The organism is Micromonospora vulcania (assembly GCF_042658605.1).
In the GTDB taxonomy this organism is placed as follows: domain Bacteria; phylum Actinomycetota; class Actinomycetes; order Mycobacteriales; family Micromonosporaceae; genus Micromonospora; species Micromonospora vulcania.
The window spans coordinates 360,002-386,515 of sequence record NZ_JBHSQS010000005.1; the positions used below are offsets into that span (position 1 = coordinate 360,002).

Genomic DNA, 26,514 nt, shown 5'->3' on the forward strand with positions numbered 1-26,514 from the left:
CGAGGCGGAAACGCCAGCTTGGCCGGGTCAAGCCCAGGACGCAATCGGGCGCTTGTGGGACACCCAGTGCAGGGTTTCAGGCGATCGCGTCATCTATGAGGCCGTAGGGCGGCTGGTCCGCCCGCGCGGAGTAACGCACGACCACATCATTCTCGACCTCTGCGGGCGGAGCATTGTCGACGATGATGATCTGGGCTCCTGCCCCAAGGCCGGCGAGCCATGTGTGCAGGTGCTTGTAGAAGTCCGCGATCGTGACGGTGTCGGCGAACTCGGTGTCGCGTTCGCCGGTTTGGCCGAGGTTCTTCTGAGGGCTGTCCAGGAAAAGGAAGCCGGGGTGGGAGCCACCCGACTCCCAGGAGACCTCGAAAATCGCGAGGATCCAGGCGAGGGAGAGCAGGGTCCGGCCGCCGGAGGATGCCGAGGTGTATCGGAGGTCACGCACAAATGGAATCAGTTCGTCGTTCAGACGGGCGCCACTCAGTTTCGGATACCGCCAGTCGGCGAGGATCGCGGCGAACCGTTCGCTGATGGTCCGGATGATCGCGGCTCGGTCCGTCCTGTCTTGTCCAGCGGTAGCGAGTTCCTCGCGAAGGGCCTTGACCGAGGTGTCCAGGCGCAGCACGTCGTTGGCTCGTCTTTCGAGGCTGCTGACCATCTGCAACCCGGCGGCGGCGAGCTGCGCCGCAGCGGTGGCGTTCTGGCGCCGCTGCGCAAGAGCGTCACGTTCGGCGAGGTATGGGCTGATCGCCCGAGTGGTGACGTGGTCAACGTCGGCTGCTGCTTGCTGCTCAGCGGCACGAGCGGCTTCTACGCGCTGCTTGAGCTGGCTCACATCGGCATCCAGGTCATCCACAAACCTGGTCAGTTCAGCCAGGCGGGCTTTAGTCGCACGCAGCTCAATGCTTACGTCGAAGGGGCTGACAGAGCTGTCAACGTCCGGCAGAGCACCCATTCCTCCGCTCGGACCGGCAGCCGTGCCATTGATCGCGCCCTCGTGCTCGGGCGCGGCTGGGGGCGCGACGTCGCCGAGAGTCAGCGTGCCTGCCGCATCCGCGAGCGGGGTGTGGCACAACCCGCAGGCCCCGTTTTCGACTTCGATGGCTCGCCCGAGGGCAGACATACATGCTGGGCAGACCTTGATCTGAAGCGGGTCGAAGAGTTGATGAGCCTCAGTGAGCATGGTCAGCTTCGCCACGTCAGCGGCGTACTGTGCGCGCAGCGGAACCATCCGGCGGAGCTGCGTCTCGCGGTCGCGGAGTACGGCATCAGCGCGACGTGCTTGCTCCGCAGCTGTTTGATGCCGCCGCCGCTGTGCCTCGGCGAATCCAGCGACGGCAGCTATGCGCTGGTCGATTGCGGCCTGTTCCCGGGCAACGACGGCCAACTCCTCGGCCGCCCGGTCACGGGCAATCTCGAGCTCCAAGCGCTCGCCGAGTCGTTGTTCCCCGACGATTTGCTGTGCCGCTTCGTATGCCACCCGGGCCCGGGTCAGCCGTGTCTCCAGGTCTTTGATGCGCTGTCCGAGGTCTACCGCGCGGTCGTCGTGGACGTCGAACACCACGTCGACGACTTGGCGCAGTTTGAGCGCCTTCATGTGTTGGGTCTCGAACAGCAAGGATTTGCTGGCCACGCGCTCGTTGGGTAGGAAGCACAGCCCCATCAGGTCTCGGAAACTAAGCGGGTCTGTGCCGGAGTTCGGCTGCGTTGGGGCCTCGCGGAGCTGGACGCCTTCCAGCCCGCAGTGCATCAGTAGGAGTGATGAGAGGCTGTCCGGGCTGCCGGCAGGTTTGATCGGCCGTCGTTCGACCGGGGGGCCAGCGCCGTCGTCGAGCCTGCCGGGGCGTAGGAAGACGTGGCCCGCTTGATCGCCGAGGCTACGCTCGATGACGTACGGCGTGCCCGACAGTTCCACTTCGATGAAGGCGTGTAGGACCTTCGCGATCACTTCGGGGTGCCGGGGGTAGTCGCCCGCGCCTAGGCAGTAGTCGATGAATTCCAGGACGCTCGACTTGCCCGTGCTGATGGCTCCGGCAATGACGGACAAGGAGTTCAGGTTGCCTGTCTGACGATCGACGAAGTCGACCTGGTAGTGGCGTTCGGGTCCGACGAGCCGTAGCCGGCGGACTCGGATGCCTCGTTTGCCCGGCGAGGAGGCGAAGTTCGCGGCTGTTGTCATGACGACCTGCTCGCGCGTTCTTGCCCGAGGGCGTCCACCTCGTCCAGTTCCTCGGGCTCAACGAACAGATCGGCCAGGTCGATGCAGTGGGGGCCCGAAGGCTGGCGAGTCCATTCGGTCACCCTCTCCCGGAGCGGTCCGGGCCGGATCTTCCGCAGCCTGCGCACGACAATGGTCGCTGCGGTGGTGTAGGAGCGCGCGTACATGGCGGTGAACCGCATCGCCATATCGACGCCGAGGTCCGTCAACCGGTAGAGCACGAGGCCACGGACTGAGGTGGTCGCCAGGTCATAAGCGAGCAGGAGCGCCAGGTCGTGCTTGAGCCGCTCCCGCCGGGTGGCAAACCTCTGCGCCGCGCTCGCATAGGACAGCGCCCGGTCGTCGAAGCCCGCCATGAGCAGCTCGAACCGGTCCGGGTCGTCATCGCTGGACGCCATCAGCAGGGGGTTCGCCGCGATGAAGTCATACGCGCCGAGCCGTTCCAACTCAACACCGTCCGGGTGGAACTCGGCGACCACGTGCAGGAGAAGCACAAGTTGCGCCAGCCGGAACACTGTGTCGTCCTCCGGCACCGCCACCGGCGACCGGTGGACGGCGTGGGCCGAGCCGGACGGCGCGGTCATGTGAGGGCTCCGGCGGAGTCGGTGTCGGGACTGCGCTGGGCCGGCGCGGGCATTTGCGCCGGCTGGTCGTCCCGATGCTCCACAATCACGTTTTCCCAATGAGGAACCCAGCCTGCACGGCCGTCCTCAACAATCCGGTGCATCATGCCGCACCGGTGCACGGGCGTCGACCGTAGCTCCGTCGGCCACGAGTCGCCCATCCCGCGAATCTGTCTCATCACCGACGCGTGCAGACCCGGCAGCTTGGGGCCAGCGGGATGCAGCTCGGCCACCTCGTTGAAAGACGTCTCCCAAATGCTGTGGACCGTCGCAGCGGCCTCAACGAGCGCGTTTACCTCAGCCGGGACGTCCTTGTCGACGATCTCGCGGGCGAGCAGTTCGGCGTTGAAGAACTCCAGTTTCGCCGAGCTGACCTGCTGGTGCCCGGCTTCCCGGAGCTGCCGGACGAACAGCGCGGTCTCCATGGCCGTTGCGTTCTCCGGCTTGACCTGGACCACCTCGGGGCGGCCCGGCTCTGGCTTCATCGGGGTCTGGTACGGATCGTAGTAGTGGCGCCGGACGTTAGCGGCGTCCGGCGAGATCAGCCGCTGCCGCAACTGACCCTCGTGCCACAGTTCGATCCTGACGTCGGAGTCCTTCTCCGCCTTCTTCTTCCACGTGGACCACCACTTGTCCATCGGGGCGTCCATGCTCGCGGGGACACACAAGACCCATCTGCGGATCTTGTGACCATGCTCCGCTGCAGCCTTCAGGGCAGACGAGAAGGACTCGCGGATCTGGCCCTGGTGGGAGACGGTCACCACAGGCATAAAGTATTTCGCCTGCCAAATCACGACCTGCCCTGCCAGGTCACCCAGCACGACGTCGATACCCCAGTCGCCGGGGTTGGCCTCGAGCAGGCGCGCACCCCGGTAGCAGGCCTCCACCAACTCACGAAGCATCTGCTCGAAGTCGTGGCGCGCGCCGGCGACGTTGCCGGCTCGGATTTCGTGCGCACGGAAGTTGATCGGAGGCTCGCCAGCTGCCAGAACCAGCCCACCATCCGACACAGGACCCCCTCCTCCGACGCCTTCGCCGACAGCATTCCAAGACGGACAGCGCAACGCAATCATGGGATTACGGGATGACACCTACGGCCTGCCGATTCAGCTCTTCTTCGCTCACCAACCGACCAAAGCGGGAGACAGGAGTAGACGACAAGGCCCTACATGCACCTGAGACGCTGATCTCGGCGAACCTCTGCCGGGCTGCCGGCTGGCGTGGTCGGACTCGTCCGGCGGAGGCTCCGTCCACGGTCCTCGCCAATGGGCAACCGCGAGCTGGAGGACGGGATCCCCCGGATGCCATCGCCGTCCGCCGAGAAGCCACGGAGCAGGTGGCCGACGGATCGCATCCGTCCGGCTGTTTCACACCGCCCCACATCGCGACTGAGCAGGCTAGACGCCACACCCGCAAATTTTCGGCAAGCGATCACAGCAGTACCGCCTTGCGACCAATAATTGATCTTCAGAGGCAGGAAACCGCAGGTCAGCAGCCTGCGGTTGAAAGATGCGTGCTGTTTAGGAAACCGATGCTCTATCCCCTGAGCTACGGGGGCGCGAGTGGTCAGTGTAACGACCTGCGGGTCGACCCGCGTTGGCAGGGAGTGACCCGCGTTGACCTGCGTTGACCCGGCGATCCGCACCGACCGACGACCACACACTGACCACACCAGGCGCGGCAGCGCCCATGATCGTTGACCCCGGTTAACCTGAAGTGGCGCGGATTGACCCGGGGTGACCTCCGCTGGAGACCACACGGCGACCACATCACCAAGATCAATGAGGGTCTATCAGGCGGGCCCTCACCTCGCGCCAAGGCGGCGAACCTGATGAAGATCAACAAAACGGCCAGAATTGCGGAAGGCTTCGTGATAACCAGTCATGCGATGCGACGCATCGATGACGAGCAGGTTCAGGTAGCCGTGCTGAACAAGCTCGCCTCGTTGAAATGCGATCGAGTCGTGGTTCGGTCGTCCCACGCGAGCGAGGACAGCAGCACAGGCTCATATGCTGGCCTGTTCGAGAGCTACGTGAACGTGGACGCCGGCGATCCTTGCAAGGTCATCGAACTGGCCAAGTCCGTATACGCCTCGCAGCGAACTGATTCGGTAAACCGGTACGGGGGAGCGGAAGGAGACATGTCTGTAGTGGTGCAGGAGATGATCTCCGCAGACATCTCCGGCGTGGTCCTGACCTCCAACGCATTCGACGGCTACGATTATCTGCTGCTCGAGTACATGGCCGGGGATCTGTACCACCTGATGCAAGGAGACGTCACTCCGCTGATCTCATACATCAAGAAGGTCGACGTCATCGACGGCAAGGACAACTACCGCGCGTATCCGGCAATCATCACCGAGCCTCTTGCGAGGCTATTCAAGTCGTTGGCGAAGACTGCGGTAGACCTCGAACGTCAGTTCTTCCGCAAGGTGCAGATCGAATGGGGGATTAAGGACGAGGAACTGTACATCTTCCAAGTTAGGCCATACTAACAGGATCCGGGACGTAGAGTGCGATCGCGTTGGCCATACGGGCGCTCCGTCACGTGCCTGCCGCACGAGGAGGTCAGGTCACCTTCAGGACGTCGGCCCAGGGATCAATCTGGAGAACGCGATCGCCCCTACGCAACATCATAGGTTCGTTCACCTATCAGTGATCGCCGTGTAATTCGTGACAGCGCATGTGGCCGGGCCCGGCTGCCGAAAGGCTTCAAGCGAGTGAAGAAGTACACTATCCTGGAGCTCGCGCCCTGGCGGACGTTGACATCACCTTGGACAGAGATCAATGCCTTCGGGATATGGCACTGGGCTCGGCCACCTGGCGCCCGGCCAAGGCGGCAGGCATCGATGATCAGGCCCTCAGTCGGCTGCGTACGGCCTGTAATGAGTACTATCAGGAGTATCTGCGAACCGAGGCCATTGATATCGAGGGCGTTGTTGAGACACTCGCCGAACTGTCGAAGCACGTCCATATGGCCATCGTGACGACGTCGAAGCGGGCGGACCTCGAAGTCATCCACGAAAAGCGCCAGATATGTAAATCCGTGGACTTCGCGCTGGCCCGAGAGGACTTCACGCTGGCCAAGCCACACCCGGAACCGTGCCTGACCGGCTTGAAGCGCTTCGGCGCCACCCGAGAAGAGACACCGGTAATGGAGGATTCGTCCAGAGGGCTCGCCTCAGCCGCCGCTGCCGGCATCGACTGCGTCATCGTCCACAACGGCTTCACGAAGATGCAGGACTTCTCGCAGGCCATCCGTCGGACCGAGGCGCTCGGCGAGCTGAAGAACATCGTCCTCGACGTAAGCTGATGGCCTCACTCCAGGCCGTCGCCGTAGCGTCGGCCTGGAGTGCCACAGGCAGTGCCGTCAGAAATACTCGGGGAGTTCCTTGGCCAGCGCTTCGCGGATGCGGGCGCGCACGGAGATGGCAGGGTCTGACTTCTGGAACTTCAGACCGGTCAGCCGCTCGTACAGGGTGATGTATTTGTTGCTGAACTCGATCAAGGTCTCGGCGGGGATCTCCGGAATGAGATCCTTGTAGGGATCGCACTGGCGGGCAATCCACAGACGCAGGAATTCTTTGTCCAGGCTCTCCGGTTCCTGACCCTTCTCGAGCCTCTGCTGGTAGGTCTCCGCAATCCAGTAGCGGCTCGAATCCGGTGTGTGAATCTCATCTGCAACCACTACGGCACCGTCGTCGTCAAGACCGAATTCATACTTGCTATCCACCAGGATGAGGCCTCTCCGAGCCGCGAGCTCTTGCCCGCGGGCAAACAGCGCTAGGCTCCTCTGCGTCAGCTCGTGCCATTGTTCGGCCGTCAACAGCTTGGACTCTAGGATTTCGGCAGCCGTGATCGGCACATCATGCCCGCCCTGAGCGGGCTTCGTGGTCGGCGTGACGATCGGTTTGAGCAGGCGCTGGTTCTTCTTCAGACCATCGGGGAACTCGTGACCGTACAACACCCTCTCACCTCGGGCGTACATCGGCCAGATGCTGGTGTTCGTAGAACCCGTGAGATAGGCCCGAACCACGATCTCGATCGGCAGCATGGCGAGGTCTTTGACCATGACGACGTTCGGGTCCGGGTAGGAGATCACATGATTGGGACATACGTCTGCGGTGGCATCGAAGGAGTAACGGGCCGTCTGGGTCAGCACCTGGCCCTTGTACGGCACCGCAGCCAGAACCTGATCGAACGCGGATTGGCGGTCGGTCGAGATCAGCAGCCGTCGCCCATCCGGCAGTTGGTAGGAGTCACGCACCTTGTTACGGGTGAAGCCCGGCAGTTCACGGTATTCCGCGTCGGTCAGGCAATTATCCAACATTGGCGGCTCGCTGGCCTGTCGAGCAATCAAGGTGGCACCTCTTACTCAGGGGACGGGGTGAGCAATGTTTTGGAGAGCGGCCTCATTGTAGCGGCCGCGAGGGCTCCTGCCCGACGCGGTCGTGTCCAACGCGGCGTCCATGGCGGACAGGAGTATACCCACGTTGTCGGGCGCGAATATGTCGGCGTTCATGTAGTAAACGTCGTGGCTTTCGCAGAAGTCGTCCAGCATCTTGTCCACTCGATTCATGTGCGCGCCGAACGCGAACGGATCTGCACCGAAGTGGTCCGCGATGTCCTCCTTCATCTCCCAGTTCCTGACCGCCTCTGAGAAGAACTGCATGCTCGCTCGGGCGTGGCTGGTGGGCATAACCTCTATTAACGTCGCGCCATCCGTCCGATACTTCACCCAGAACACCCCTCCGATGGGCAGCCATCCCTCGTGGACGTCGACCTTGACGCGCCCGGCGCGCTCGCCGAGGTGCACCGGCGACTGGCCCTCGACGAGCCCCGCAACATCCAGATCGCCGATGATGTCGCCGTAGCCCTGACCCGCGGCCGCAACTGCCTCGTGCTGACCCGACGGGTCGCCCAGGTCGAGGCACTCACCGCCCTGCTCGCCGCACGCGGACATCAGGCGCTTGTGCTCCAAGGCGCGATGAGCACCCGCGAACGGCGGGCCACCGTTGACCGGCTCGACGGCGCCAAGGCCGGCGACGGCCTCCTTGTCATCGGCACCACACCGTTCATCGGTGAAGGCTTCGACGCCCCCGCCCTCGACACCCTCTTCCTCGCCGGCCCGATCTCCTACGACGGCCTACTCGTCCAATGCGCCGGCCGCGTTATCCGCGCCGCGCCCGGCAAGGACCTCGCCGAGGTCCACGACTACCACGACCCGGCCACACCAATCCTCGCCGCCTCACTCCCACGCCGCATGCCCGGATACCGGGCCCTCGGCTTCACCAGGACATGAGCGCATTCCGTCGTGATCATTATGACTGGTCTGCGGCTACAGAGCTACGACGTAAGCCAAGCGTGCTGGGCCTAGCCTGGTAGGCTAACGGCCATGGGCCGGTTCTCCGAGGACGAGCTGCACGGGGTTGTCTCCCGGTACGAGGCGACGCGGGCGCAGGCGTTGATCGAGCGGGATGAGCAACTGCGGGCGTTTCACGCGGCCGGTTGGCGGCCGGTGGATCTGCAGCGGGTTACCGGGTACAGCCGGGAGACGATCCGTCAGGCACTCCGACCGGAAGTCCGGCGGGCGACCAACATCAACCGACGCAGGACATCACCCCAGCCGCCAGCGGACTACCGGCCATATGGTGACCGGAAGCCTTATGTGATCGCCGAAACCCTCGCCGCGCTGCACGGCCCCACCAAGGGCATGTTGACGCTTCCGCGTCATCTCGACTGGTCGGGGCACGCCGAGTACGACCTGAACCGGCCCGCGCGCCTGGCCAGCATGTACAAGGTGGTGCTCACCGAAGCCAATACGGTCGAGGATCTGAACACCTGGCTCGATGCCGACCTCCTCCGGCGGCTCTGGCCCACTCTCTGGCTGCCGCCCCAGCTTCGCCGGCGCTGGGAGGACGCCTTCCCCGAACTCGCCGCGACCCGCAGCAACGCGGCGTAGCGGTGGACCCCTTCCACGAACGCCTCGCCCGGACCGGGCTCGGCGCGGCCCATCAATACGGCTTCGCGCTGGCCGGCGGTTACGCGGTTCAGGCCGCCGGACTCCTAGAGCGACCCAGCGAGGACGTCGACCTGTTCACCGCCTGGGACCGCCGCGACGAATTCACCGCCGCGGTCACCGCCGTCGTGCACGCCTACCGAGACGACGGCCTCACCGTCGAGACCGAGCGCCAGTACGACACCTTCGCCCGACTGGCCGTCACCGACGGCATGCGGATCTCCAAGGTCGAACTCGGCGTGGACTGGCGCGCCAACGAACCGATCCTCATGGCGATCGGACCGGTACTCCACCCCGACGACGCGGTCGCGAACAAGATGAGCGCCCTTTACGGGCGAGCGTTCGCCCGGGACTTCATCGACATCGACGCCACCCTCAGCTCCGGTCGCTACACCCGCGACGGCCTTCTCGCCCTCGCGCAGCGCGCCGACCGTGGCTTCGAACCGCGCATTTTCGCCGACGCTCTCGGACAAGTCGCCCAGCTCGATCCCGACGACTTCGCCCAGTACGGCGTCACCGGCCCAGCGCTCGACGACCTCCGAAGCCGATTCGCGGAGTGGCGCCGCGACCTGCTCGACGACAAGGACGGATGACTCGGCTCCCGACTCGCGGCAGCGTCAATTAAGCCTGCACCCGCAGGACCCACAGCGCTTCAGCTGATCTTCGGCAAGCGATCGCAGCGAGCCCACGAAGCGACCGGCACGCAGCGGCAGGCAATAGAAAGCCGCAGGTCGTCGGCCTGCGGACACCGGCGGACCGTCGGGTTAGGAAACCGATGCTCTATCCCCTGAGCTACGGGGGCGCGAGTGGCCAGTGTAACGACCGGCGGGCCGACCCGCGTGGGCAGGGAGTGACCCACGTTGACCCGGTGGGTCGGCCCCAGCCCACGGCCACACGCCGAATCTCTGGGTGACCCCGCTTGATCTCGCTGGGCTGGGGTGCAACGGGCCGGGCGCGGTCGCGACGTCGGCGGCGGCGAGTGCCCCAGTCAGCCTGTTCGTGGGGCGGCAACCTGCCACAAGGCGCTGACCGGCATTGCGCGGAGCCTGTCGCCGAACGGCGGTATCGAGGTTCCGCTGTGGAGGACGATGCCGGCGATGAAGTCGTCGCCGAGGCGCTCGGGCGGCGGTCGCCCCTTCGAGCAGGCCCGCACCGACGGACCCGCGCTTTGAGCGGGTCAGGGAGCGCGGCGCAGCAGGATGGTGACGGCCACCCAGACGAGGACCAGGGCGAGGCCGAGCCACGGCTGCCCGAGTAGGACGAGCATCGCGCCGCCGAGCACGAACCAGCTGGCCTGGAACGCACGCTTGGCGGGTGGGCGCAGCGGCACCGGGGCCCGTGGCGAGCCGAGAACACCCCAGAGCCCGGCGAGCAGCAGCGGCACCGCGATGGCGGCGAGCAGCCGGACGGCGGTTGGCGCGTCCAGGGCCCAGCCCCAGCGCGCACCGATCGCCAGCACGGCGAGTTCCAGCAGGAAGACCAGCAGCAACCCGAGCCCCCGGAGCACGGTCACCGAGCCGACCCGGCCGCGACCAGTAGCGGCACCAGGTGCCGGAAGCTCGCCAGGCTCTCGCCCCCACCGCGCGGGAGCACGACCAGCGGACCCTCCCGGTGTGCGTCGTACCCGATCTGTCCACCATCCCGCTCAACACAGCTAATTGTCATAGCTAACAGGCTAATTATATTAGCCAATGCCCGTCAAGCCCAATGCGAACGGTCGGGATCGCCGAGGGGCTGTGGACGTACGCCAGGCGGCGTAAGTGGGGCGAGGAGCCGCCGCCCTCGACGAGAGTCCGAGGTCGCCTCGCCTGGCGACTCGCTCGACGGCGTACCGAACAAGGCCGGGCCGACGCCCGAACCCGGATCGCGACCGGCGGTCCCCGCGCGGACGCGGAACCCTCGGTCCCTGACCGCCGTTGTCGGTGGACTCCACGTCGGACGGTGAGGGCGTATCGTACGTTCACCGCGCCGCACCGATGACACTTCGAGGCGGCCGGCAGCCGTCACACGGGGGAGGTCTGATGGCGCAGTTTTCCGATGGTGATTTCGACGCGTCGACCGACCGGTTCGTCGCCTCCTGGGCGGCGGGTATCTCCGAGCGGGCCGCCCAGGCACAGGAGTTGTCGGAGCGCGTGGCGGCGATGTCGGCGACCGCCGAGGGTGCACACGGTGCGGTCCAGGTGACGGTCGCCGCGTCCGGCGCGATGACCGACCTCCGGCTTGACGACCGTTTGCTGCGCTGGCGGGCGGACGAGATCGCCGCTGAGGTGCTGGCGGTGATGCGGCGGGCGCAGGGGCAGTTGGCCGCGCAGGTGGCGGAGGCCGCGGCGGAGACGGTCGGTGCCGACTCCGAGACTGCCCGCGCAGTCGTCAGCAGCTACGAGACACGCTTCCCCGAGGTGACCGAGGAGAACGAGCCCGGGGGTGGCCGTGGGCGCTGAGCCGGCTGGGTTCGAGGTCACCACGGCGGCGTTGACCGAGCACGCCCGCTCCGTCGACCGGATCGCCGGGGCGATCGGCACCGCACACGACGCGGGGGCGTACGTGCGGATGGGCGCCGACGCCTACGGCCAACTGCCGACCTGCCAGGCGATCCCCTTCTTGTTGGACTTCCTCCAGGACCCCGCCGTGGACGCGCTCGCCGCGGCGCAGGAGGCGTTGCACAGCGCCGCCGAGGCGCTCGATGCGACAGTGGACACCTACCACGAGACGGACGGGACGATCTCCGCGTCCCTCGGGCAGATGCACCGATGAGCAGCGCAGTGGCGAACCCGCTGATCGCCGCCCGGCAGGACTCCACCACCGCGTACAGCGGCGTCGGCCTCGTCGAGAGCCTGGTCGACCTGCGCAACGGCATCGAGAGCGGCTCCTGGGTCGACACCACCCTCGGCGGTTTCGGTACGTCGATGGAGGTGCTGGCGACCTGCGTCGACCCGATCGGATCGGTCGTCTCGTGGGGGGTCGCCTGGCTCCTCGAACACGTCAAGCCACTCTCCGACGCCCTCGACTGGCTGGCCGGCGACCCGGACCAGATCACCGCGTACGCGCAAACGTGGCGCAACGTCTCCCAGCAGGTCACCGGCCAGGTCACCGCCCTGTCCGAGGCGGTACGCACCGAGATCGCCACCTGGACCGGGCCGGCGTCCGAGGCGTACCGCCGCTACAGCGACCAGCACCTACGCCACCTCGCCGGCCTGGCGGACGCCACCGGACTGATCGGCACCGTCGTCGAGGGCGCGGGCCTGCTGGTGGCGCTGGTCCGAGAGTTGGTGCGGGACCTGATCGCCGACTTCGTCTCGATCCTCGCCGTCCGGCTCTGGGAGTGGCTCGCCGAGGCCGGGCTGACCCTGGGCGCGGCCACCCCGCTGGTCGCGGCGCAGGTCTCCACGCTGGTCGCCAAGTGGGCTGCGAAGATCGCCGGGTTGCTCACGGCGCTGGCCCGTAGCGTCAGCCGGCTCCGGCCGATCCTGTCCAAGCTCGGCGAACTGCTCGACACTCTCCGCACCGCGCTGAGCGGCCTCCGGCGTACCCCCGGCAGAGCGGGCCCCACCGACATGCCGGCCCCCGGCCCCGGGGTGCGCGGCTACGACGATCCCGCAGGTGGTGGCGGCGCACCACCGTGGGCCCGGCAGGACGGGCCCACGGCCACCGGCTCACGCGGTGAGCCGGGACCGGTCGGCGGCGGCCCGGCGCACGGCGGACCACCCGGGGAGCCGGGGCCCGCCGCGGGCCCGCCGCACGACGGCGGTACGGCGCGGGGTGCCGAGGAGCCGCCGGAGCCGGACGGGCCCGATGCACCGGAGTCCGGGTCCACCACCGATCCGGTGGTGCCCGATCATGCCAGCGAGGCCGAATTGCGGCTGCTCGGCAGGGAGGTGCACAGCATGACCGAACTCGACCCCGGCGGACACGTCAACGACGCGTACGACGTGACGTTCACCGACGGCACGCACGGCGTGTACAAGCCGAATGTGCCGGAGAACGAGTTCGTCCAGGTGCGCTCCACCATTCCGGAGGATCAGCTGGCCGCCCGGGAGGTCGCCGCCTCGCGCCTGGACGAGGACCTGGGCTTCGACCTGGTGCCGACGACCGCCCGCTGGGACGGTCCGCACGGGTCCGGTTCGATGCAGGAGTTCGTGGAGAATGCGAGCCCAGGGCGTCCCCCCAGCGCCTATCCTGTCGCCGAGAGCGAGCGGATGGCGGTGCTCGACTACGTCAGCGGCAACACCGACCGGCACATGGGTAACTACCTGACCGGCCCCGACGGCCGCCTGGTCGCCATCGATCACGGCTACTCGTTTCCGGACTCGAACGGCGAGCCACTGCGCTCGGACTTCGTTCAGCAGCAGATGAACCGGCCGCTCAGCCCGGAGACGATGGCCCGGATCCAGGCCACCGACCCGGCCGCACTGGCCGACCGGCTGCGCGGCACCGGCCTGAGCGAGCAGGCGCTGGCCGGCGCGATGGACCGCTTCAACGAGATCCGTAGTCGAGGCATGATCACGGGCGAGGCGTGGAACGCCTTCCGTCCGCCGAGCCCTTGGTGACCGGAAGAGCCATGGTGAACCAGGAGGCAGGCATGACCGAGCAGGCGGCGACCCGCGTGGCGCTGTACACGTTCGCCCAGCACACCAACCGGCGGGTGGCCGAGTTCCGTTGGCAGCCGGGCCAAGCCGTGTCGCTGACCGTCCTGGACCCCGAGTGGGGTGCGCTCGCACAGGACTTCTACGACAACGGCGTGCCGGTCGGCGCGGAGCGGGTGCCGCCGCAGGCCGGTCCGGAATTCATGCGTGCCCTACTGCAACGCTTCCGGATGAGCTACTACAAATTCGTGGACGAGAGCGGCTGAGCCGATGCACAGGGCGGCCTCCTGAGTACCGGCGCGCACGCAACGGCCGGGCGTCACCGGCCTCAGCCAGCGCTGGCCTGGGTGGATTCTGGTTCGTCCGCGGCGCGGCGGCGGACGCCGCAGCGTTCCAGCCACCGTACGAGTTGACGGTGGACGGCGTCCGCGCCGTACAGCAGGGCTTCCCCGTCCACGCTGCGGTCCAGCAGATCGTCGTCGATGGCCCAGTCGACCGGGTGGATGAGGACCGCGTCGTTCTGCCAACCACCGAGCCCTCCATGGGACCCGACGAGTTCCTCGAAGGCGTGTACCTCGTTGGTGCGCGGACTCACGGTGGAATGCACGTACAGGTCCGGGCAGTGGTCCATCGCCGCCACGTGGATCAGGTCGGGCACCGCCCGTGGTCCGAACGGTCCGAGCGGGTCAGCGCCTTCGACGACGCCCTCCAGCAGGACGTGCACGCCCGCCCGGCCCACGGCGAGGGGTCCCCGGGCGCTGTCGACCACCACGAAGCCGATACCCGGCTCGGCGAGCAGACCGGTGATCAGTCGTGGGAACCGCCGGTCCAGTTCCTCGATGGGGACCCGGCCGGGCAGTCGCGGAAACCAGATGAGCCCCAGGTTGCCGGAGCCCACGACGACCAACTCCGGTCGGTCGCCCTCCGGCCCTGCCCCGCGCCCCTCGTCGGGCCCGATGAGCACCCCGGAACCCTCCGGACCTCCGGCGTACCGCTCGGTCCAGCGGGCCACCGGTCGGGCGGCACCGAGGACGTCGGCCAACATCGCGTTGAGCGGTCCCCAGGCCTCGACGTTCCCGGTGTCGGCCAGTGTCTCGGTCTTGGCCGCGTCGGCGTGCTCCCGGACCGCCTCTTCGAGCGTGCGCCCGGTGAGCTGGAGGAAGGTGGCGCCCTGGCTCTGCCCGTGATCGGACAGTACGACGAACCGGTACTCCCGCGGCGCTGCCGCAGCGACCTTCTCCAACGTGCTCAGCACCTGGTCCAGCCCGCCAAGGGCGGCGAGCGCCTCGGGGCGTACGACGCCGGCGTGGTGGGCGATCTCGTCGTAGTCGACGAAATCGACGTAGATGACCGGCGCGCCGGCGATCATGTGCTCGGCGACGAGCCCCACGTTGAGGTCGCGCAGCATCACGTTGGTCAGTCCGCGCAGCGCCACGTACGGTCCGCGCCGGTGTACCCGCGGCTCGACGCCGCGCAGGCGCTGCTGCCGCCCCTGGTACAGCTCCTTGATGATCTCACCGAGCGTCCGCACGAGAGCCCGGACGAAGACGAAGGGGCTGGCGAAGAAGCGGACGTAGGCACCGCCCGGGCCGAGCCCACCGCGCTGTCCGGCGCGGCTCATCACCATGAGCGTGGTGGGCGCGTCGCCGCTGAACATGTTCGACACGCTCACGCCGCCGTCGGCGAGCAGACCACGACCGTCCGAGATCCGCGACTCGATGTCGGCAGCGTCCGCCGGCCGGTTGGTGACGACGAGACGGCCGGCCTCCTTCTCGTACCAGCGAAACGCCGGAATGCCCTCGCTGCTGCCGTGCAGGAGTCCGGCCTGGCTCGCAGGGGTGGTCGAGGGGACCCGCGCCCACCAGCGGACCGCGTCATGGCTGCCGGAGCGCACCCACCGGGACAGCGTCGGCAGGATCCCGGCCGCCATGCCGTGCTCGACGACCGGGAACGGCAACCCGTCCACCTGCACCACGACGACCCCGACCTCCGGCGGCCGGACCGGTGCGGAGCGACCGGCGACGCCCAGGCGGCGACGCCGTGACGCACCTCGGCGTACGAGGTCGGCGACGAGGTACGAACTGTCGTTGACGCCGACCAGCCAACGCGTGACGGTCAGGACCAGCGCGACGCTCACCAGGGTCGCCACCGCGGTGCCCAGGCCGGTCCTGGAGACACCCGGAACGACCATCAGCGCGAACTCGATGAGCGCGAGCTGCGTGCCCACCCCGAGAAGGAGTACGGCCACCGCCCCGGTACGCGTGGCGAGCACCCGGAGGAGAGGACGGCTGATGGCGTCGGCCACGGCCAACGCGGCAGCGATCAGGAACGCCGTCCACCACGAGGACAACCGCAGACCCGCGAGGAGCCACGCGGCGACGAGCAGAGCTGCTGCCGTGGGGATGAGGCCCAACACCGCGTCGCGGACGTCGCGCCCGGTGGCACGAAATCCACGCACAACGTCGACCTTACTCATCAGCGGGTCACCCTACTGATCATGTCGGGCATCATGAACAGGTGAACATCACCTGGTGGGGGCACGCGACCGTGTCGATTAGCGACCGGGGCAGCACGGTCCTGACCGACCCGGTGCTTCGCAACCGCGTGGCGCACCTCCGTCGTCGCCGCGGACCGAGGCCCCGCCTCGACCCCGCACCGGACGCGGTCGCCATCTCACACCTGCACGGCGACCACTGCGACCTGCCCTCGCTGCGCACCCTCCCGGCCACCATCCCGTACATCGTCCCGAAGGGCAGCGCAGCGTTCCTACGCCGCACGCTCGGCCAACGGGAGTACGTCGAGCTGGCCCCCGGCGACGACACCACCGTCGGTGGCCTGCGGGTACGGGCCGTCCCCGCCGATCACGACGGCGGGCGGTCGCCCGGATCGAAGACGCGCGCGATCGCGGTCGGCTACCTCGTGAGCGGTGACACGACGGCCTGGTTCGGCGGAGACACCGGCCTGTTCGACGGGATGACGTCGCTCGGCCCGGTCGACCTGGCGCTGGTCCCCGTGTGGGGCTGGGGCTGGAACCTCGGCGCACGACACCTGGACCCGGTCCGTGCGGCGGAGGCGATGCGGATCATCGCTCCGAGCACGGCGGTGCCGATCCACTGGGGCACGCTGTGGCCGATCGGGTTCGGACGGGTCCGACCGGACCGGTTCCACCGCCCCGGCGAGGAGTTCGCCGAGCACACCGCACGGCTCGCCCCGGGGACGGCCGTTCACGTGTTGGCACCCGGCGAACGCCTGACGACGGCATGACCGGCCTGGTCGGCTCTGCGCTCAGCCCGATGCGGCCCACGGCCCGGGTCGACTCATGACGACGTTCGGAGGCGTCCTCAGCGCACTCGCGGTGCTCTTCGCCATCGTCGCCGCCGGATCCACCCTCCCGGTGCTGCCCACCGGCGCCGCGGTCTCCGCTACCGCCGTCCTCGCCGCGCACCACAGCCCGTTCGCGCTGCTCGCGGTCGTCGCGGTGGGCGCCCTCGGCGCGTACGCCGGAGACGCGGCCACCTACGCGATCTGCCGCGCCGGCGGCGAGGCCCTGACCCGCCGCCTGGGCATGCTCCGGCAGCAGGCGCGGCTGGCCGACAACGTACGCGAGCGGCTGCTCAACCGGCCGGTCAGCACGCTGCTGGTGTCCCGGCTGTTGCCCGGCGGACGGATCCCGGTCCTGCTCGCAGCGGCGGTGTTGGGCCTTCCGTGGCGGCGATTCGCGACCGCGAACGTGGCGGCGTGCGTGCTGTGGTCGGTGACGTACGCCGCGATCGGCCTGCTCGGCCGCAGCATCTTCGGACGGCCGTGGGAGGGGGTCGTGGCGGCGATCGTGATCGTCCTGGCCGTCACACAGCTCACCTCGTGGCTGTCCCGCCGCCGCAAGGTCTCCCCTACGCCCGAATGAACACCGTCGCCGTCCGATGACGCCATACGTCAGGGCGCGGTGAGCACGTCGTACAGGTCCGGCCCGCACCCCAGGGCGGCGACCCGGGTCAGCTGCGTGTGCGCGGGCAGCGCCCGCAGGGTGGCCAACGCCTCGTCGACCAGCTCGCGGACCGGTCTCCGCAGGTGCTCCGGGGCGGCGTCGACGCCCCGCAGCCAAAGCCCGAGCGTGACCCGCGTCTCATCCGCCGGATCGGTCCGGAGTTCCTTGAGCGTCCCGAAGGAGAACGTGAGCAGATGGCCTGCGGCGGCGATCTGAACTCGATGGTCCAGAAGCGCTAAGCCGACTTGGACACACCGAGAATCGGCCGGAGTGCCACATCGAGCGCCGTCTCCAGGTAGGACAGACGATCGGTGGCTCGCAACATCACCACACCGCCCTGGATAGCGGTCAGGATGCACCGCGCGGTGTCGCGGACGGGCACATCGCCGGGCACCAGCCCGGCCACGAGCACGGACTGGACGCCCGCCATCAGCGCACCTTCCCAGCGGTCGAACAGATCACTGACGGCCCGCCGGGCCTCCGGCGAGGAGATCCCCAGTTCAGACGTCAGCGCACCCATCGGGCAACGCTGGCCCAGCAGGGCGTAGTGCCGCACGAGCGCATCGCGCCACGCCCGCCAACTCTCAAGCGTGGACAGATCGTCGATGTGGGGCCGCTGTGCTTCCATGACCTGCTCGGCCTCGAAATCCGTCACTGCCAGCAGGAGGCCCGTACGGCCGTCCGGGAAGTAGTGAAAGAGCTGACTCTTGCTCATCGCCGTCACCTGCAGCACCTGCTCCAGGTTCGTCTCTGCCGCACCCTGCTCGCGCATCAACAGCGCCGCGCCCTCGACGAGGCGCCGCTTGGTGGCCGCACCCCTCGACGTCAACCGCACAACCATCGCCCCAGAATAGCTCGACGGAACGTAATTGGATACCACGGTCCAATCGCCGCGAGGGGCCAGGAATGATGCATCCGCCACAACGGCACCGGGCCAGGCGCCGGATTGCGCCTGGCCCCGAATGCGCGGGTCGTCGTGGAACTGGATCACTCACAGGTGCCGTGTCTCCAGTCGCCCGCGCTCAGAAGAGGCTGCGGGCGTACTCCGGGTTGGTGTAGTCGCGCCAAGCGGCGATCTCGCCGTCGCGGATCTCGTAGACCGCGAGGTTCTTGATGGGTGCGATCTTCTTGCCGGGCAGTCCGAGCCCGTGGATCTGCTCGGCGATGACGAGGTCCCCGTTGACGGCCTGGTTGACAGTCTCGAACCTGACCTCCGCAAAGTTGCGGAAGACGTTCGCCCACATGTCCACGAGGTTCGTCCGACCGCGCAGTTCCGGGTCGCCGTAGTTCTCGAAGACGATGTCCTCGGCGAAGAACCTTCCCAGCAGCGCCGCGTCCTTCTTCTCGAAGGTGTCCATGAACTCGCGGATCAGGGCGTCGTTCCGTGTTTCGCGTTCGCTCGCGTTGTCGGGCATTATCCGGCCTTCCGTTTGAGGCTTGATTGATCAGAATGGTTTGTGCTGGTCCAGGAGTCCGGCGGCTTCCCGCTCGACCGGGAACAAAACGCGAGGCGACCGGAGTGGCTTCCAGGGACGGTGGAGACCACGGCGGCACCAGGGTGAGCCCTCTTGCCAGCGTGCACTGGCGCTGCTGGCAGACGGGTGGAAACCCCGAGACCATCGGACCGCATGGTCCAACATTAGAGCCGAGATTAGTGGACCGGCAAGTCCACTCTATGCAGCGGTCGTATCAGAGATTCCCAAGGGCGCGAGTGCGGCGTCCAGCGACACCTGCAGGTACGCCACGCGTCTGGTCGTACGCAGCATCGTCACGCCCCCCTGGATGGCGACGAGGACGCAGCGCGCCAGGTGGTCGGGGTCGATGGCGCCGGCCACCGCACCGCGTTCGCGCAGCCGTGCGACCCCCAGCGCGAGCGACGCTTCCCAGGTGCCGTAGAGGCGGGACACGATGGCGCGGGTCTCGGGTGAGGTCTTACCGAGTTCGGTGGTCAACGCACCGAGTGGGCACTTGTCACCCAGCTCCAGATAGTGCGTCAGAACGGCCTCTCGCCACCGCTCCCACGACTCGAGCGTCGACAGATCGCTGAGGTACGGCTGCTGCGCCTCGAGCACCTGGGTCACCTCGTGCTCGGCGACGGCGGACAGCAGACCGGCGCGCCCCTGCGGAAAGTAGTGGAAGAGCTGCCCCTTGCTGGTGGAGGTCGCCTCCAGGACGTCATCCAGGCTCGTCTGCGCGGCGCCGCGGTCGCGGATGAGCAGCGCGGCACCCGCAACGATGCGCTGCCGCGTGGCAGCTCCTTTCCGGCCGATCGCTGAACTACTCATGCCCGCAGCATACCCCCGTACTAGACCACACGGTCCAGCTACCGATCGGTGCTGATGAGTGCCAAACCACCCATCCGGTCCAACAGGGGGACGGTGAGCATCGCCGACGGCGGACGGGGGCGCGAGGCGCTGAACACGGCCAATGATCAACAACTGTTCACCGCGATATCGCCATCTCTCATCCGGGCTCGCCCGGTGAGTTCGTGAAGCTGCGGCAGGGTGCTGGCCGGTCACGCCCGCCGGTGTGCCACCGCACCCGTAGACCGGAGCGTCCACCTTGCCCTCATCCGGACGTACATCCCGCCGTGTCGCGGCGAGCCTCCTTATGTCGGTGGCGTTCAGCCTGATCCTGTTCGCCCCGGCCACCCCCGCCGGAGCGCACCCGTTCGGCGCCCCGCAGACCGTGGCCATCAGCGCCGACCCGCAGCGCCACGAGGTGGTGCACGTACGGTGGAAGGTCGGCGGCACCGACGACCTCACGCTGCTCGGGGTCCGCCTCGGCGTACTGCCGCAGGACCGCGTCATGCTCGACGGCGCGGTCTTCTTCCAGCCCTCGGACGCGGTTGCCCTCGGGCCGTCCGAGCCGTTCGCGGGCTACCTGCGCAAGCAGATCACGGTCACCAGCGACGGGGACAGGTGCGCGGCTACGGTCGTCCCGCCGAGCGACCTCGCCGCCTCCGGCGTGACCGTCGACTACGTGTGTCCGGGGCCGATCGGCAAGGTCTCGGTCGGGGTACGGATGCTCACCGACCTCAACCCGGCGTACCAGACGATGGCCACCGGGCCGAACGGCGAGCGAGCGGTGTACGGGTCCGGCCGGTACGCGCACGACTGGGTGCTCGGGGACGCACCCGCGAAGGGCGGTACGGATCTCGGCCGTAGCGCCGCCGTGCAGATCACCGCCGTCGTCGGCGGCCTGCTGATCGTCGCGGTCGCCGCGTTGTTGCTGCTCCGGTGGCGCCGCCGACGGGCTGCCGCGTGCTGACCGCGACGGTCGTCATCCACGCCGCGTCGTTCTCGGACCGGCTGCAGGGCTACCTGCACGCACCCGGCGTGGCGCCGCTGGCGTTCGCGTTCGCGATCCTCGCCGGGGCGGGGCACGCGGTGGCACCCGGGCACGGCAAGAGCCTGGCCGCGGCGTACCTCATCGGGTCGCGCGGCCGGGTCCGCGACGCGGCCTGGCTGGGCGGCTCGGTCGCCGTCATGCACACGCTCTCCGTGCTGGCGATCGGGGTGGCGTGGACCTTCCTGTCCCTCTCGGACGTCATCGGGATGCCGCAGCTCACCGGCGGGTTGCAGGTCGTTGCCGGCCTGCTCGCCGTCGCCACCGGTCTCTGGCTGGCCCGCCGGCACCTGAGCGGCCAGGGCCACACACACGAGCACGGCCACCCACACGGGCACGGCCACGACCACGGCCATCCGCACGACCACGGGCACAGCCACGGTGACGGCAAGCGGCCGGGGCTGCTCATGCTCGGCGCGTCCGGCGGCCTCACCCCTTCCCCGGCGGCGTTCCTCGTGCTGGTCACCGGGCTGTTCATCGGTCGCGCCGGCTTCGCTCTGCTGCTGGTCCTGGCCTTCGGCGTCGGCATGGCCGTGGTGCTCTTCGGAGTCGGCCTGCTGGCACTCGCGGGCAGCTCCGTCGTCGTGCGGGGCGCGCGCTCACACGCCGTCCTGCGACTGGCCACCCGCGTGGCCCCCCTGCTCGCCGCAGCCGGCATCACGGTGCTCGGCATCGGCGTGACCGCAGTCGCTGCGGTCAACCTCATCAATTGAAGGAGAGAAACTCGCCATGACGCACGAATCACGTGCGCGGAGAAAGCGAACACGCGGGCTCCTGTCCGCGGTGGCGCTTATCCTCGTCGCCGGGCCGGCAACGGCCTTCAGCCCTGCGGTGGCGGGGGCGCAGACGGTCCCGACCAGCGGCAACACGCCACTGATCAACCTGGCGGCCGGGCAGAACCTTGAGGGCAAGGTCCCTGTCATCGTCGAGCCGGTCACGGAGAACGACTCCGTGACCACGCTCGCGGTCGACGGCGACAAGATCAGCGCCGACAAGACCGCCGGCACCGCCCACTTCGCCTTCGAGATGGGCGGCAACGGCACCGAGGCCCGCTACCACAACTACATCACCGTCAACGGCCACACGGCCGAGGCCGACCGGGTCTTCCTCCCGGACATCCCGGGCGGGCAGGTCGGCACCCTCGACTTCGCCGGTGACTGGCTGCACTCCGGGGTGAACACCGTCTCGGTCCACACCGGAGCGAACTGGGTCGACACGACCACCAAGACCGCGGTCGGCTACGAGGACCTGCCGAATGGTGAGGGTGGCCGCTGCCCCAACTACGACGACTACGCGCTGAGCAGCATCAGCCTGAGCCTGCTCGGCGTGGTGGCCGACGGCGAACAGAACCTGTTCAGCTACAACTTCGGCGACGGCACCTGCGGCAGTTCGGCGAAGACGCTCAACCAGGACCTGACCTTCGTCATCTCCGGTGAGCCGGGCAGCACCAGCGGCCTGCGTACCGACCTGGACACCACCAAGCTCACCAACGGTACGCACACCGTCAGCGCGACCACCCTGTCGGGCGCGAAGGCGTCCGTCTCGGTCGACGTCAACAACGCCCCGGCCGGCGCGGCGACCGTCACCCCCGGTGACGGTGCCCGCGTACGGGGGACCCGCCCGGTGATCGCGGCGGTGCCCAGCGGCAGCAAGGACCACGTCGAGTCGCTGGCCATCGACGACAAGCCCGCCGAGATGGCCGAGACGCTGGCCGCCGGCACCGCCACCCTCGGCCTCGCGGTCGAGGCGGGCAACTCGATCGAGGCGCGTTACCAGAACTACGCGCTGGTCAACGGCCACCGGGTCGACCTCGGGGGCGACTACGGCACCACCGGTGCGGAGGCCGTGAAGCTGCCGTTCCCGACCCGGTTCCTGCACCTCGGCGACAACGTCGTCGAGGTCAGGACCGGTGACTACAACGGCACCGTGAACGGCGCGACCTGTGCCAACCACGACGACTTCACGCTCAACCGGGCGGCGACGAGCCTCACGCTGAGCACGGCGGGCACGGTGACGGCCGGCACCACGTACCTCGTCACCACCACCGGCACGACCGTGACGAAGGCCGAGACCACCGCCGCCACGCTGGCGCTGGGCGACGGCACGTGCGCGGCCAACAAGGAGGCCGAGTTCCACTTCACCGTCGCCGACGCGCCAACGACGCGCACCGTCGAGACCCTCGGCAGCGGCGTCGACGCGCACCTCAAGGTGTTCGTCGGTGGCAACGGCAGCGACAACGGGTACGACAACAAGGTGCTGGTCAACGGCACCCCAGTGGACATCGGCATCTGGGAGAAGGAGGTCGCCGACCTCAGCTTCCCGAACGAGTGGCTGGTGCCGGGCGTCAACGCCCTGGAGTTCGTCGCGGGTAACGACCACGGCAGTGCCAAGCCGGGCGGCTGCGACAACTACGACGACTTCACGCTGCGGGACTTCCAGCTGCTGCCGGCGGGTGCGAAAGCGACCCAGCTGACCCGCGAGATCGCGCAGTCGACGGTCACCATCGGCTCGGCCAGCTACCCGGCCGGCTCGCAGGTGACCACGTACATCGGTGACGGCACCTGCGGCAACGGCTACAACGCGGTGCTGAACAAGATGATCCTGTTCGACGTCACCGCGCAGGACGGCTCGGCGTTGCCGGCGCTGGGCAAGCGCGCGGACGTCGACACCACGTCGCTCGCGGACGGCGCACACACCATCAAGGCGGTCGTCGGCGACAAGACCTCGACGCGGCGCTTCACCGTCGACAACACCGCCCCGGAGGTCGAGAGCAGCGTCCCGGCCGCCGGGCAGCGACTGACCTCGACCGTCGCGCTCAACATCCAGGTCAAGGACGCGACCGGGGTCGTCGGAACGCCGGCCATCACGCTGGACGGCACGGCCGTCAAGCAGGGTGACCAGATCGGCCACGGTCTGCCGGCCGGGTCGCACACCATCGCGGTGACGGCGACCGACGCGCTCGGCAACACCGCCACCCGCGAGGTGCGCTTCAGCAGCGCGAGCATCCCGGACGTCCCGAACGGGCTCGACGCGACGGTCAAGGGCACCGACCCGCTCTCGGCCGAACTCTCCGCCCGGATCCCGGGCGAGGACGGCGTCGCGCTGACCGCCACCTTCACCAAGGCGGACGTGGTCCTGCCGACCGGCGGCTACCAGGGTGAGGCGGCCGACGTGCCGACCACGCTCGACGTCCAGCACGACAAGAACGTCGACGTCGGCTCGCTGCGTCCGCTCGACGGCGCGACGATCGACACCCCGTCCAGCCGGTCCGTGGTGTTCCAGCGGTACGACCTGCCGCTGGCTGCCACCAAGGAGACGCCGACGCTGCGCTGGTCGGGCACCATCGACCCGGCACGGATCGTGGCGCTGCGGGTGTGGAACCCGGCAACCCAGAAGTGGGTCGTGCTGACCAGCTCGCGTGGCCAGGTCGGGCAGGACACCGTCCTCACCGCCCCGGTCGAGGCCGGCTACCGCGATGGTGGCGCGGTCCACGTGCTGGTCACCGGCGAGGACCCGTTCGCCGACGACCTGTCGCCGCACGACTCGTCCGCCCAGAACGACAAGGATCACTTCGAGGATCCCAACTCGTACGACTTCTCGCTCGTGCACTTCACCGACACGCAGTACGTCACCGAGGGCGCGGCCGGCGGCACGTACGACGACTTCGACGGTCAGGCCGAGCCCTCGGACGTGGAGACCGCCGAGGAGCAGGCGATCTGGGCGGCCGGTTACCGCGGCGTGACGCAGTGGGTAGCCGACAACGCGGCCAACCGCAAGATCGCGTACACCGCGCACACCGGCGACATCATCGAGAACGACTACTACGACCCGCTGGCCACCAACTCGGACGGCACGCTCAAGCGGCCGGGCCTGAACGAGCAGGTCGACAAGGAGCTCGCGGTCGCCTCCGGCTTCCAGAAGGTCCTCGACGACAACGGCGTGGTCAACCAGGTCATCGCGGGTAACCACGACGACCAGTTGGGTGCCGAGACGGGCCCGACGTCGCGGTTCAGCCGAACCTTCAGCGCCGACCGGTACTACCAGACGGCGAAGGTCTGGCCGAAGGGCACCGAATACCACGCGTGGGACGAGGTGACCAACGCCGACGGCAGCGTCACGCCGGGCAAGGACAACCAGAACAACTACCTGCTCTTCTCGGCCGGTGGTCTGGACTTCGTCGCGGTCGGTCTGTCGTACGGCGTGACGCCGGCCGAGGCCAAGTGGGCCGACTCGATCTTCAAGCGGTACAAGGACCGGAACGGCGTCCTGCTCTCCCACGACTACCTCAAGCCGTCGGTCAACCCCGACGGTCGCGGTGCGGACTTCTCCGCGCCGGACGGCTCGCCGCTCTACAAGCAGGTCGTCGAGGCCAACCCGAACGTGTTCCTGGTCCTCGCCGGTCACGAGCACGGCGTCGGCACCAACCTGAAGTCCAAGGTCGGCGTCACCGTCAGCCACGATGTCGTCGAGCTGCTGGCGGACTACCAGTTCTACACGGTCGCCGCCGGGGAGCTCTGGCCGAAGCTGGTCGCTGCCGACGGCACCATCGATGTCAACGGTGACGGCACCCCGGACCACAAGGCCACCGACCGGCTGCAGTTCGGCGCGAGCTTCCTGCGTCTGCTCCAGTTCAACGTGGCCCGTGCCGAGATGCACATCGACACGTACTCGCCGTACCTGAACAACTTCGGGGCGACCGAGTACGACATCCGCCAGGATGGCAGCCAGCCGAAGCCGCGGTACAACGGCGCGGAGGACAACCTGACCCTCCCGGTGGACCTCACCACCCGTAAGACGTCGTTCGTCACCGACTCGCTGGCCGCCTACGTGCCGTCCGGCACGATCGGCACCGACCAGGTGACCGCGAACGGCACCGCCACGGTGACCTGGGACAAGCTCCTGCCGGGCACCTCGTACGGCTGGATCGTCTCGGCGGAGAGCGCCGACGGCGGCACGGCGGTGGCCCAGCCGGCGGTGTTCCGTACCGTCAAGCAGCTGCCGACGGTGACCGTCACCGCCGCCCCGACCAACTGGGGCACCGCGGCGACCGCGACCGTCAAGGTCACGGCCGGCAGCACGCCGGTCACCGGCACGGTGCAGCTGACCGAGGGTACGACCGTCCGCGGGTCGGCGGCCCTCACCAACGGCACCGCGACGTTCACCCTTCCGGTGGGCCTCGCGGGTGGCCAGCACACGCTGACCGCGTCGTACTCGGGCAGCGAGTATCTCGACCCGGCCCAGGCCACCGGCAGTCTGACGGTGAACCTGCCGGCCGAGTGGAGTTCCTCGACGGTCTACAACACCGGCGACCGGGCCACCTACCAGGGCAGGGTCTTCCAGGCCTCCTGGTACACCAAGAACCAGAAGCCGGGTGACCCCAACGGCGCATGGCAGGAAATCGCCATGACCGAGGACGGCACCGCGATCTGGACGGCCTCGCGGATCTTCAACTCCGGCGAGTTCGCCCTGTACGACGGCAAGAAGTGGCGGGCTCAGTGGTACACCCGGAACCAGAAGCCGGGTGACCGCAACGGTTCCTGGGAGGAGATCGCTCCGACCCCGCCGGACAACAGCCCGGCGGCCTGGACGGCCACGCGGGTGTACAACACCGGCGACCGGGTGTCCTTCAAGAGTCACGTCTACGAGGCCAAGTGGTGGACCCGGGGTCAGCAACCGGGTGACCAGAACGGCCCCTGGAAGTTGATCAAGTAGCCAGGTACGCGACACACCGGCCCGGGACCA

At 68.2% G+C, this 26,514-nt stretch carries 25 protein-coding genes and 1 pseudogene; 14 read left to right on the forward strand and 12 right to left on the reverse strand.

Annotation, left to right across the window (positions count from 1 at the left end; all coding sequences use genetic code 11):
* Window positions 1-76: 76 nt before the first annotated feature.
* From ACFQGL_RS10845 to ACFQGL_RS10855, 3 genes are read right to left on the reverse strand one after another with little or no spacing between them, the layout of a single operon-like run.
* Window positions 77-2,176: a coiled-coil domain-containing protein gene (locus tag ACFQGL_RS10845; RefSeq protein WP_377509270.1), complete on the reverse strand. Its 2,100-nt coding sequence runs from the start codon at window positions 2,174-2,176 to the stop codon at window positions 77-79.
* On the reverse strand, window positions 2,173-2,799 hold the full coding sequence (locus tag ACFQGL_RS10850) for a hypothetical protein (protein ID WP_377509273.1): 627 nt from the start codon (window positions 2,797-2,799) through the stop codon (window positions 2,173-2,175). The genes ACFQGL_RS10845 and ACFQGL_RS10850 overlap by 4 nt, the downstream gene beginning before the upstream one ends.
* Complete coding sequence (locus ACFQGL_RS10855) at window positions 2,796-3,848, reverse strand: hypothetical protein (RefSeq protein ID WP_377509276.1); 1,053 nt, start codon at window positions 3,846-3,848, stop codon at window positions 2,796-2,798. The genes ACFQGL_RS10850 and ACFQGL_RS10855 overlap by 4 nt, the downstream gene beginning before the upstream one ends.
* An 821-nt stretch (window positions 3,849-4,669) precedes the next feature.
* Here ACFQGL_RS10855 and ACFQGL_RS10860 point away from each other — a divergent pair.
* Together ACFQGL_RS10860 and ACFQGL_RS10865 are read left to right on the forward strand one after the other, a co-directional pair.
* Window positions 4,670-5,332 carry a PEP/pyruvate-binding domain-containing protein gene (locus tag ACFQGL_RS10860; protein ID WP_377509279.1) on the forward strand — a complete coding sequence of 221 codons (663 nt, stop codon included), beginning with the start codon at window positions 4,670-4,672 and terminating at the stop codon, window positions 5,330-5,332.
* 188 nt (window positions 5,333-5,520) lie between these two features.
* Window positions 5,521-6,150 carry an HAD family hydrolase gene (locus ACFQGL_RS10865; RefSeq protein ID WP_377509282.1) on the forward strand — a complete coding sequence of 210 codons (630 nt, stop codon included), beginning with the start codon at window positions 5,521-5,523 and terminating at the stop codon, window positions 6,148-6,150.
* A gap of 57 nt (window positions 6,151-6,207) precedes the next feature.
* Here ACFQGL_RS10865 and ACFQGL_RS10870 read toward each other — a convergent pair whose 3' ends face one another.
* Both ACFQGL_RS10870 and ACFQGL_RS10875 read right to left on the reverse strand, forming a co-directional pair.
* The gene (locus tag ACFQGL_RS10870) at window positions 6,208-7,197 is read right to left on the reverse strand and encodes a phosphoribosylaminoimidazolesuccinocarboxamide synthase (protein WP_377509285.1); all 990 of its coding nucleotides are present in this window, start codon (window positions 7,195-7,197) and stop codon (window positions 6,208-6,210) included.
* A 15-nt stretch (window positions 7,198-7,212) separates the two neighbouring features.
* The gene (locus ACFQGL_RS10875) at window positions 7,213-7,575 is read right to left on the reverse strand and encodes a hypothetical protein (protein WP_377509288.1); all 363 of its coding nucleotides are present in this window, start codon (window positions 7,573-7,575) and stop codon (window positions 7,213-7,215) included.
* A gap of 33 nt (window positions 7,576-7,608) precedes the next feature.
* On the opposite strand from ACFQGL_RS10875, the gene ACFQGL_RS10880 reads away from it, so the two are divergent.
* The 3 genes from ACFQGL_RS10880 (at window position 7,609) to ACFQGL_RS10890 (ending at window position 9,449) form a co-directional block, all read left to right on the forward strand.
* Window positions 7,609-8,139 carry a DEAD/DEAH box helicase gene (locus tag ACFQGL_RS10880; protein ID WP_377509291.1) on the forward strand — a complete coding sequence of 177 codons (531 nt, stop codon included), beginning with the start codon at window positions 7,609-7,611 and terminating at the stop codon, window positions 8,137-8,139.
* A gap of 93 nt (window positions 8,140-8,232) precedes the next feature.
* On the forward strand, window positions 8,233-8,799 hold the full coding sequence (locus ACFQGL_RS10885) for a hypothetical protein (protein WP_377509294.1): 567 nt from the start codon (window positions 8,233-8,235) through the stop codon (window positions 8,797-8,799).
* A gap of 2 nt (window positions 8,800-8,801) precedes the next feature.
* A complete protein-coding gene (locus tag ACFQGL_RS10890; RefSeq protein ID WP_377509298.1) occupies window positions 8,802-9,449 on the forward strand; it encodes a nucleotidyl transferase AbiEii/AbiGii toxin family protein in 648 nt (215 codons plus the stop codon).
* A 395-nt stretch (window positions 9,450-9,844) separates the two neighbouring features.
* On the opposite strand, the pseudogene ACFQGL_RS10895 reads toward ACFQGL_RS10890, so the two are convergent.
* The 3 genes and pseudogenes from ACFQGL_RS10895 to ACFQGL_RS10905 all read right to left on the reverse strand — a co-directional run.
* Window positions 9,845-10,027, reverse strand: a pseudogene (locus ACFQGL_RS10895) (hypothetical protein); the annotation flags it as partial.
* 6 nt (window positions 10,028-10,033) lie between these two features.
* A complete protein-coding gene (locus tag ACFQGL_RS10900; RefSeq protein WP_377509301.1) occupies window positions 10,034-10,369 on the reverse strand; it encodes a YrdB family protein in 336 nt (111 codons plus the stop codon).
* Window positions 10,366-10,521, reverse strand: coding sequence for a hypothetical protein (locus ACFQGL_RS10905; protein WP_377509304.1), 156 nt, complete (start codon window positions 10,519-10,521; stop codon window positions 10,366-10,368). The genes ACFQGL_RS10900 and ACFQGL_RS10905 overlap by 4 nt, the downstream gene beginning before the upstream one ends.
* A 356-nt stretch (window positions 10,522-10,877) precedes the next feature.
* Between ACFQGL_RS10905 and ACFQGL_RS10910 the strand changes: the two genes are divergently transcribed.
* Genes ACFQGL_RS10910 through ACFQGL_RS10925 form a run of 4 tightly spaced genes read left to right on the forward strand, consistent with a single transcriptional unit; the run spans window position 10,878 to window position 13,705 of the window.
* A complete protein-coding gene (locus ACFQGL_RS10910; protein WP_377509307.1) occupies window positions 10,878-11,297 on the forward strand; it encodes a YbaB/EbfC family nucleoid-associated protein in 420 nt (139 codons plus the stop codon).
* Window positions 11,287-11,610 carry a type VII secretion target gene (locus tag ACFQGL_RS10915; RefSeq protein WP_377509310.1) on the forward strand — a complete coding sequence of 108 codons (324 nt, stop codon included), beginning with the start codon at window positions 11,287-11,289 and terminating at the stop codon, window positions 11,608-11,610. The genes ACFQGL_RS10910 and ACFQGL_RS10915 overlap by 11 nt, the downstream gene beginning before the upstream one ends.
* The gene (locus ACFQGL_RS10920) at window positions 11,607-13,403 is read left to right on the forward strand and encodes a WXG100-like domain-containing protein (RefSeq protein ID WP_377509313.1); all 1,797 of its coding nucleotides are present in this window, start codon (window positions 11,607-11,609) and stop codon (window positions 13,401-13,403) included. Before ACFQGL_RS10915 ends, ACFQGL_RS10920 begins: the two co-directional genes overlap by 4 nt.
* A 32-nt stretch (window positions 13,404-13,435) precedes the next feature.
* Entirely contained in the window at window positions 13,436-13,705 is a 270-nt protein-coding gene (locus ACFQGL_RS10925; RefSeq protein WP_377509316.1) for a hypothetical protein, read from the forward strand.
* Between the two features lie 62 nt (window positions 13,706-13,767).
* Here ACFQGL_RS10925 and ACFQGL_RS10930 read toward each other — a convergent pair whose 3' ends face one another.
* On the reverse strand, window positions 13,768-15,915 hold the full coding sequence (locus ACFQGL_RS10930; protein WP_377509319.1) for an alkaline phosphatase family protein: 2,148 nt from the start codon (window positions 15,913-15,915) through the stop codon (window positions 13,768-13,770).
* A 41-nt stretch (window positions 15,916-15,956) separates the two neighbouring features.
* Here ACFQGL_RS10930 and ACFQGL_RS10935 point away from each other — a divergent pair, with 41 nt between their 5' ends.
* Both ACFQGL_RS10935 and ACFQGL_RS10940 read left to right on the forward strand, forming a co-directional pair.
* Entirely contained in the window at window positions 15,957-16,703 is a 747-nt protein-coding gene (locus ACFQGL_RS10935) for an MBL fold metallo-hydrolase (protein WP_377509322.1), read from the forward strand.
* A gap of 55 nt (window positions 16,704-16,758) precedes the next feature.
* Window positions 16,759-17,343, forward strand: coding sequence for a DedA family protein (locus ACFQGL_RS10940; RefSeq protein ID WP_377509325.1), 585 nt, complete (start codon window positions 16,759-16,761; stop codon window positions 17,341-17,343).
* Between the two features lie 316 nt (window positions 17,344-17,659).
* Here ACFQGL_RS10940 and ACFQGL_RS10945 read toward each other — a convergent pair whose 3' ends face one another.
* The 3 genes from ACFQGL_RS10945 to ACFQGL_RS10955 all read right to left on the reverse strand — a co-directional run bounded on the left by ACFQGL_RS10945 (window position 17,660) and on the right by ACFQGL_RS10955 (window position 19,709).
* Window positions 17,660-18,265 (reverse strand): TetR/AcrR family transcriptional regulator, encoded by a 606-nt coding sequence (locus tag ACFQGL_RS10945; RefSeq protein WP_377509328.1) that lies wholly within the window; start codon window positions 18,263-18,265, stop codon window positions 17,660-17,662.
* A gap of 181 nt (window positions 18,266-18,446) precedes the next feature.
* Entirely contained in the window at window positions 18,447-18,839 is a 393-nt protein-coding gene (locus ACFQGL_RS10950; RefSeq protein ID WP_377509331.1) for a nuclear transport factor 2 family protein, read from the reverse strand.
* Between the two features lie 258 nt (window positions 18,840-19,097).
* Window positions 19,098-19,709, reverse strand: a complete 612-nt coding sequence (locus tag ACFQGL_RS10955; protein ID WP_377509334.1) for a TetR/AcrR family transcriptional regulator — start codon at window positions 19,707-19,709, stop codon at window positions 19,098-19,100.
* A gap of 331 nt (window positions 19,710-20,040) precedes the next feature.
* Here ACFQGL_RS10955 and ACFQGL_RS10960 point away from each other — a divergent pair, with 331 nt between their 5' ends.
* The 3 genes from ACFQGL_RS10960 to ACFQGL_RS10970 all read left to right on the forward strand — a co-directional run bounded on the left by ACFQGL_RS10960 (window position 20,041) and on the right by ACFQGL_RS10970 (window position 26,484).
* Window positions 20,041-20,694 carry a hypothetical protein gene (locus ACFQGL_RS10960; protein WP_377509337.1) on the forward strand — a complete coding sequence of 218 codons (654 nt, stop codon included), beginning with the start codon at window positions 20,041-20,043 and terminating at the stop codon, window positions 20,692-20,694.
* Window positions 20,688-21,485, forward strand: coding sequence for a HoxN/HupN/NixA family nickel/cobalt transporter (locus ACFQGL_RS10965; RefSeq protein WP_377509340.1), 798 nt, complete (start codon window positions 20,688-20,690; stop codon window positions 21,483-21,485). Before ACFQGL_RS10960 ends, ACFQGL_RS10965 begins: the two co-directional genes overlap by 7 nt.
* Window positions 21,486-21,555: 70 nt before the next feature.
* Window positions 21,556-26,484: a carbohydrate-binding protein gene (locus tag ACFQGL_RS10970; RefSeq protein ID WP_377509343.1), complete on the forward strand. Its 4,929-nt coding sequence runs from the start codon at window positions 21,556-21,558 to the stop codon at window positions 26,482-26,484.
* Window positions 26,485-26,514: the final 30 nt, after the last annotated feature.

Coding starts and splice junctions, on each gene's coding strand:
- ACFQGL_RS10945 (WP_377509328.1), bottom strand. CDS start 18,265: ATGGTTGTGCGGTTGACGTCGAGGGGTGCGGCCACCAAGCGGCGCCTC.
- ACFQGL_RS10845 (WP_377509270.1), bottom strand. CDS start 2,176: ATGACAACAGCCGCGAACTTCGCCTCCTCGCCGGGCAAACGAGGCATC.
- ACFQGL_RS10920 (WP_377509313.1), top strand. CDS start 11,607: ATGAGCAGCGCAGTGGCGAACCCGCTGATCGCCGCCCGGCAGGACTCC.
- ACFQGL_RS10910 (WP_377509307.1), top strand. CDS start 10,878: ATGGCGCAGTTTTCCGATGGTGATTTCGACGCGTCGACCGACCGGTTC.
- ACFQGL_RS10860 (WP_377509279.1), top strand. CDS start 4,670: ATGAAGATCAACAAAACGGCCAGAATTGCGGAAGGCTTCGTGATAACC.
- ACFQGL_RS10950 (WP_377509331.1), bottom strand. CDS start 18,839: ATGCCCGACAACGCGAGCGAACGCGAAACACGGAACGACGCCCTGATC.
- ACFQGL_RS10955 (WP_377509334.1), bottom strand. CDS start 19,709: ATGAGTAGTTCAGCGATCGGCCGGAAAGGAGCTGCCACGCGGCAGCGC.
- ACFQGL_RS10940 (WP_377509325.1), top strand. CDS start 16,759: ATGACGACGTTCGGAGGCGTCCTCAGCGCACTCGCGGTGCTCTTCGCC.
- ACFQGL_RS10885 (WP_377509294.1), top strand. CDS start 8,233: ATGGGCCGGTTCTCCGAGGACGAGCTGCACGGGGTTGTCTCCCGGTAC.
- ACFQGL_RS10930 (WP_377509319.1), bottom strand. CDS start 15,915: ATGAGTAAGGTCGACGTTGTGCGTGGATTTCGTGCCACCGGGCGCGAC.
- ACFQGL_RS10925 (WP_377509316.1), top strand. CDS start 13,436: ATGACCGAGCAGGCGGCGACCCGCGTGGCGCTGTACACGTTCGCCCAG.
- ACFQGL_RS10905 (WP_377509304.1), bottom strand. CDS start 10,521: ATGACAATTAGCTGTGTTGAGCGGGATGGTGGACAGATCGGGTACGAC.
- ACFQGL_RS10850 (WP_377509273.1), bottom strand. CDS start 2,799: ATGACCGCGCCGTCCGGCTCGGCCCACGCCGTCCACCGGTCGCCGGTG.
- ACFQGL_RS10865 (WP_377509282.1), top strand. CDS start 5,521: ATGTGGCCGGGCCCGGCTGCCGAAAGGCTTCAAGCGAGTGAAGAAGTA.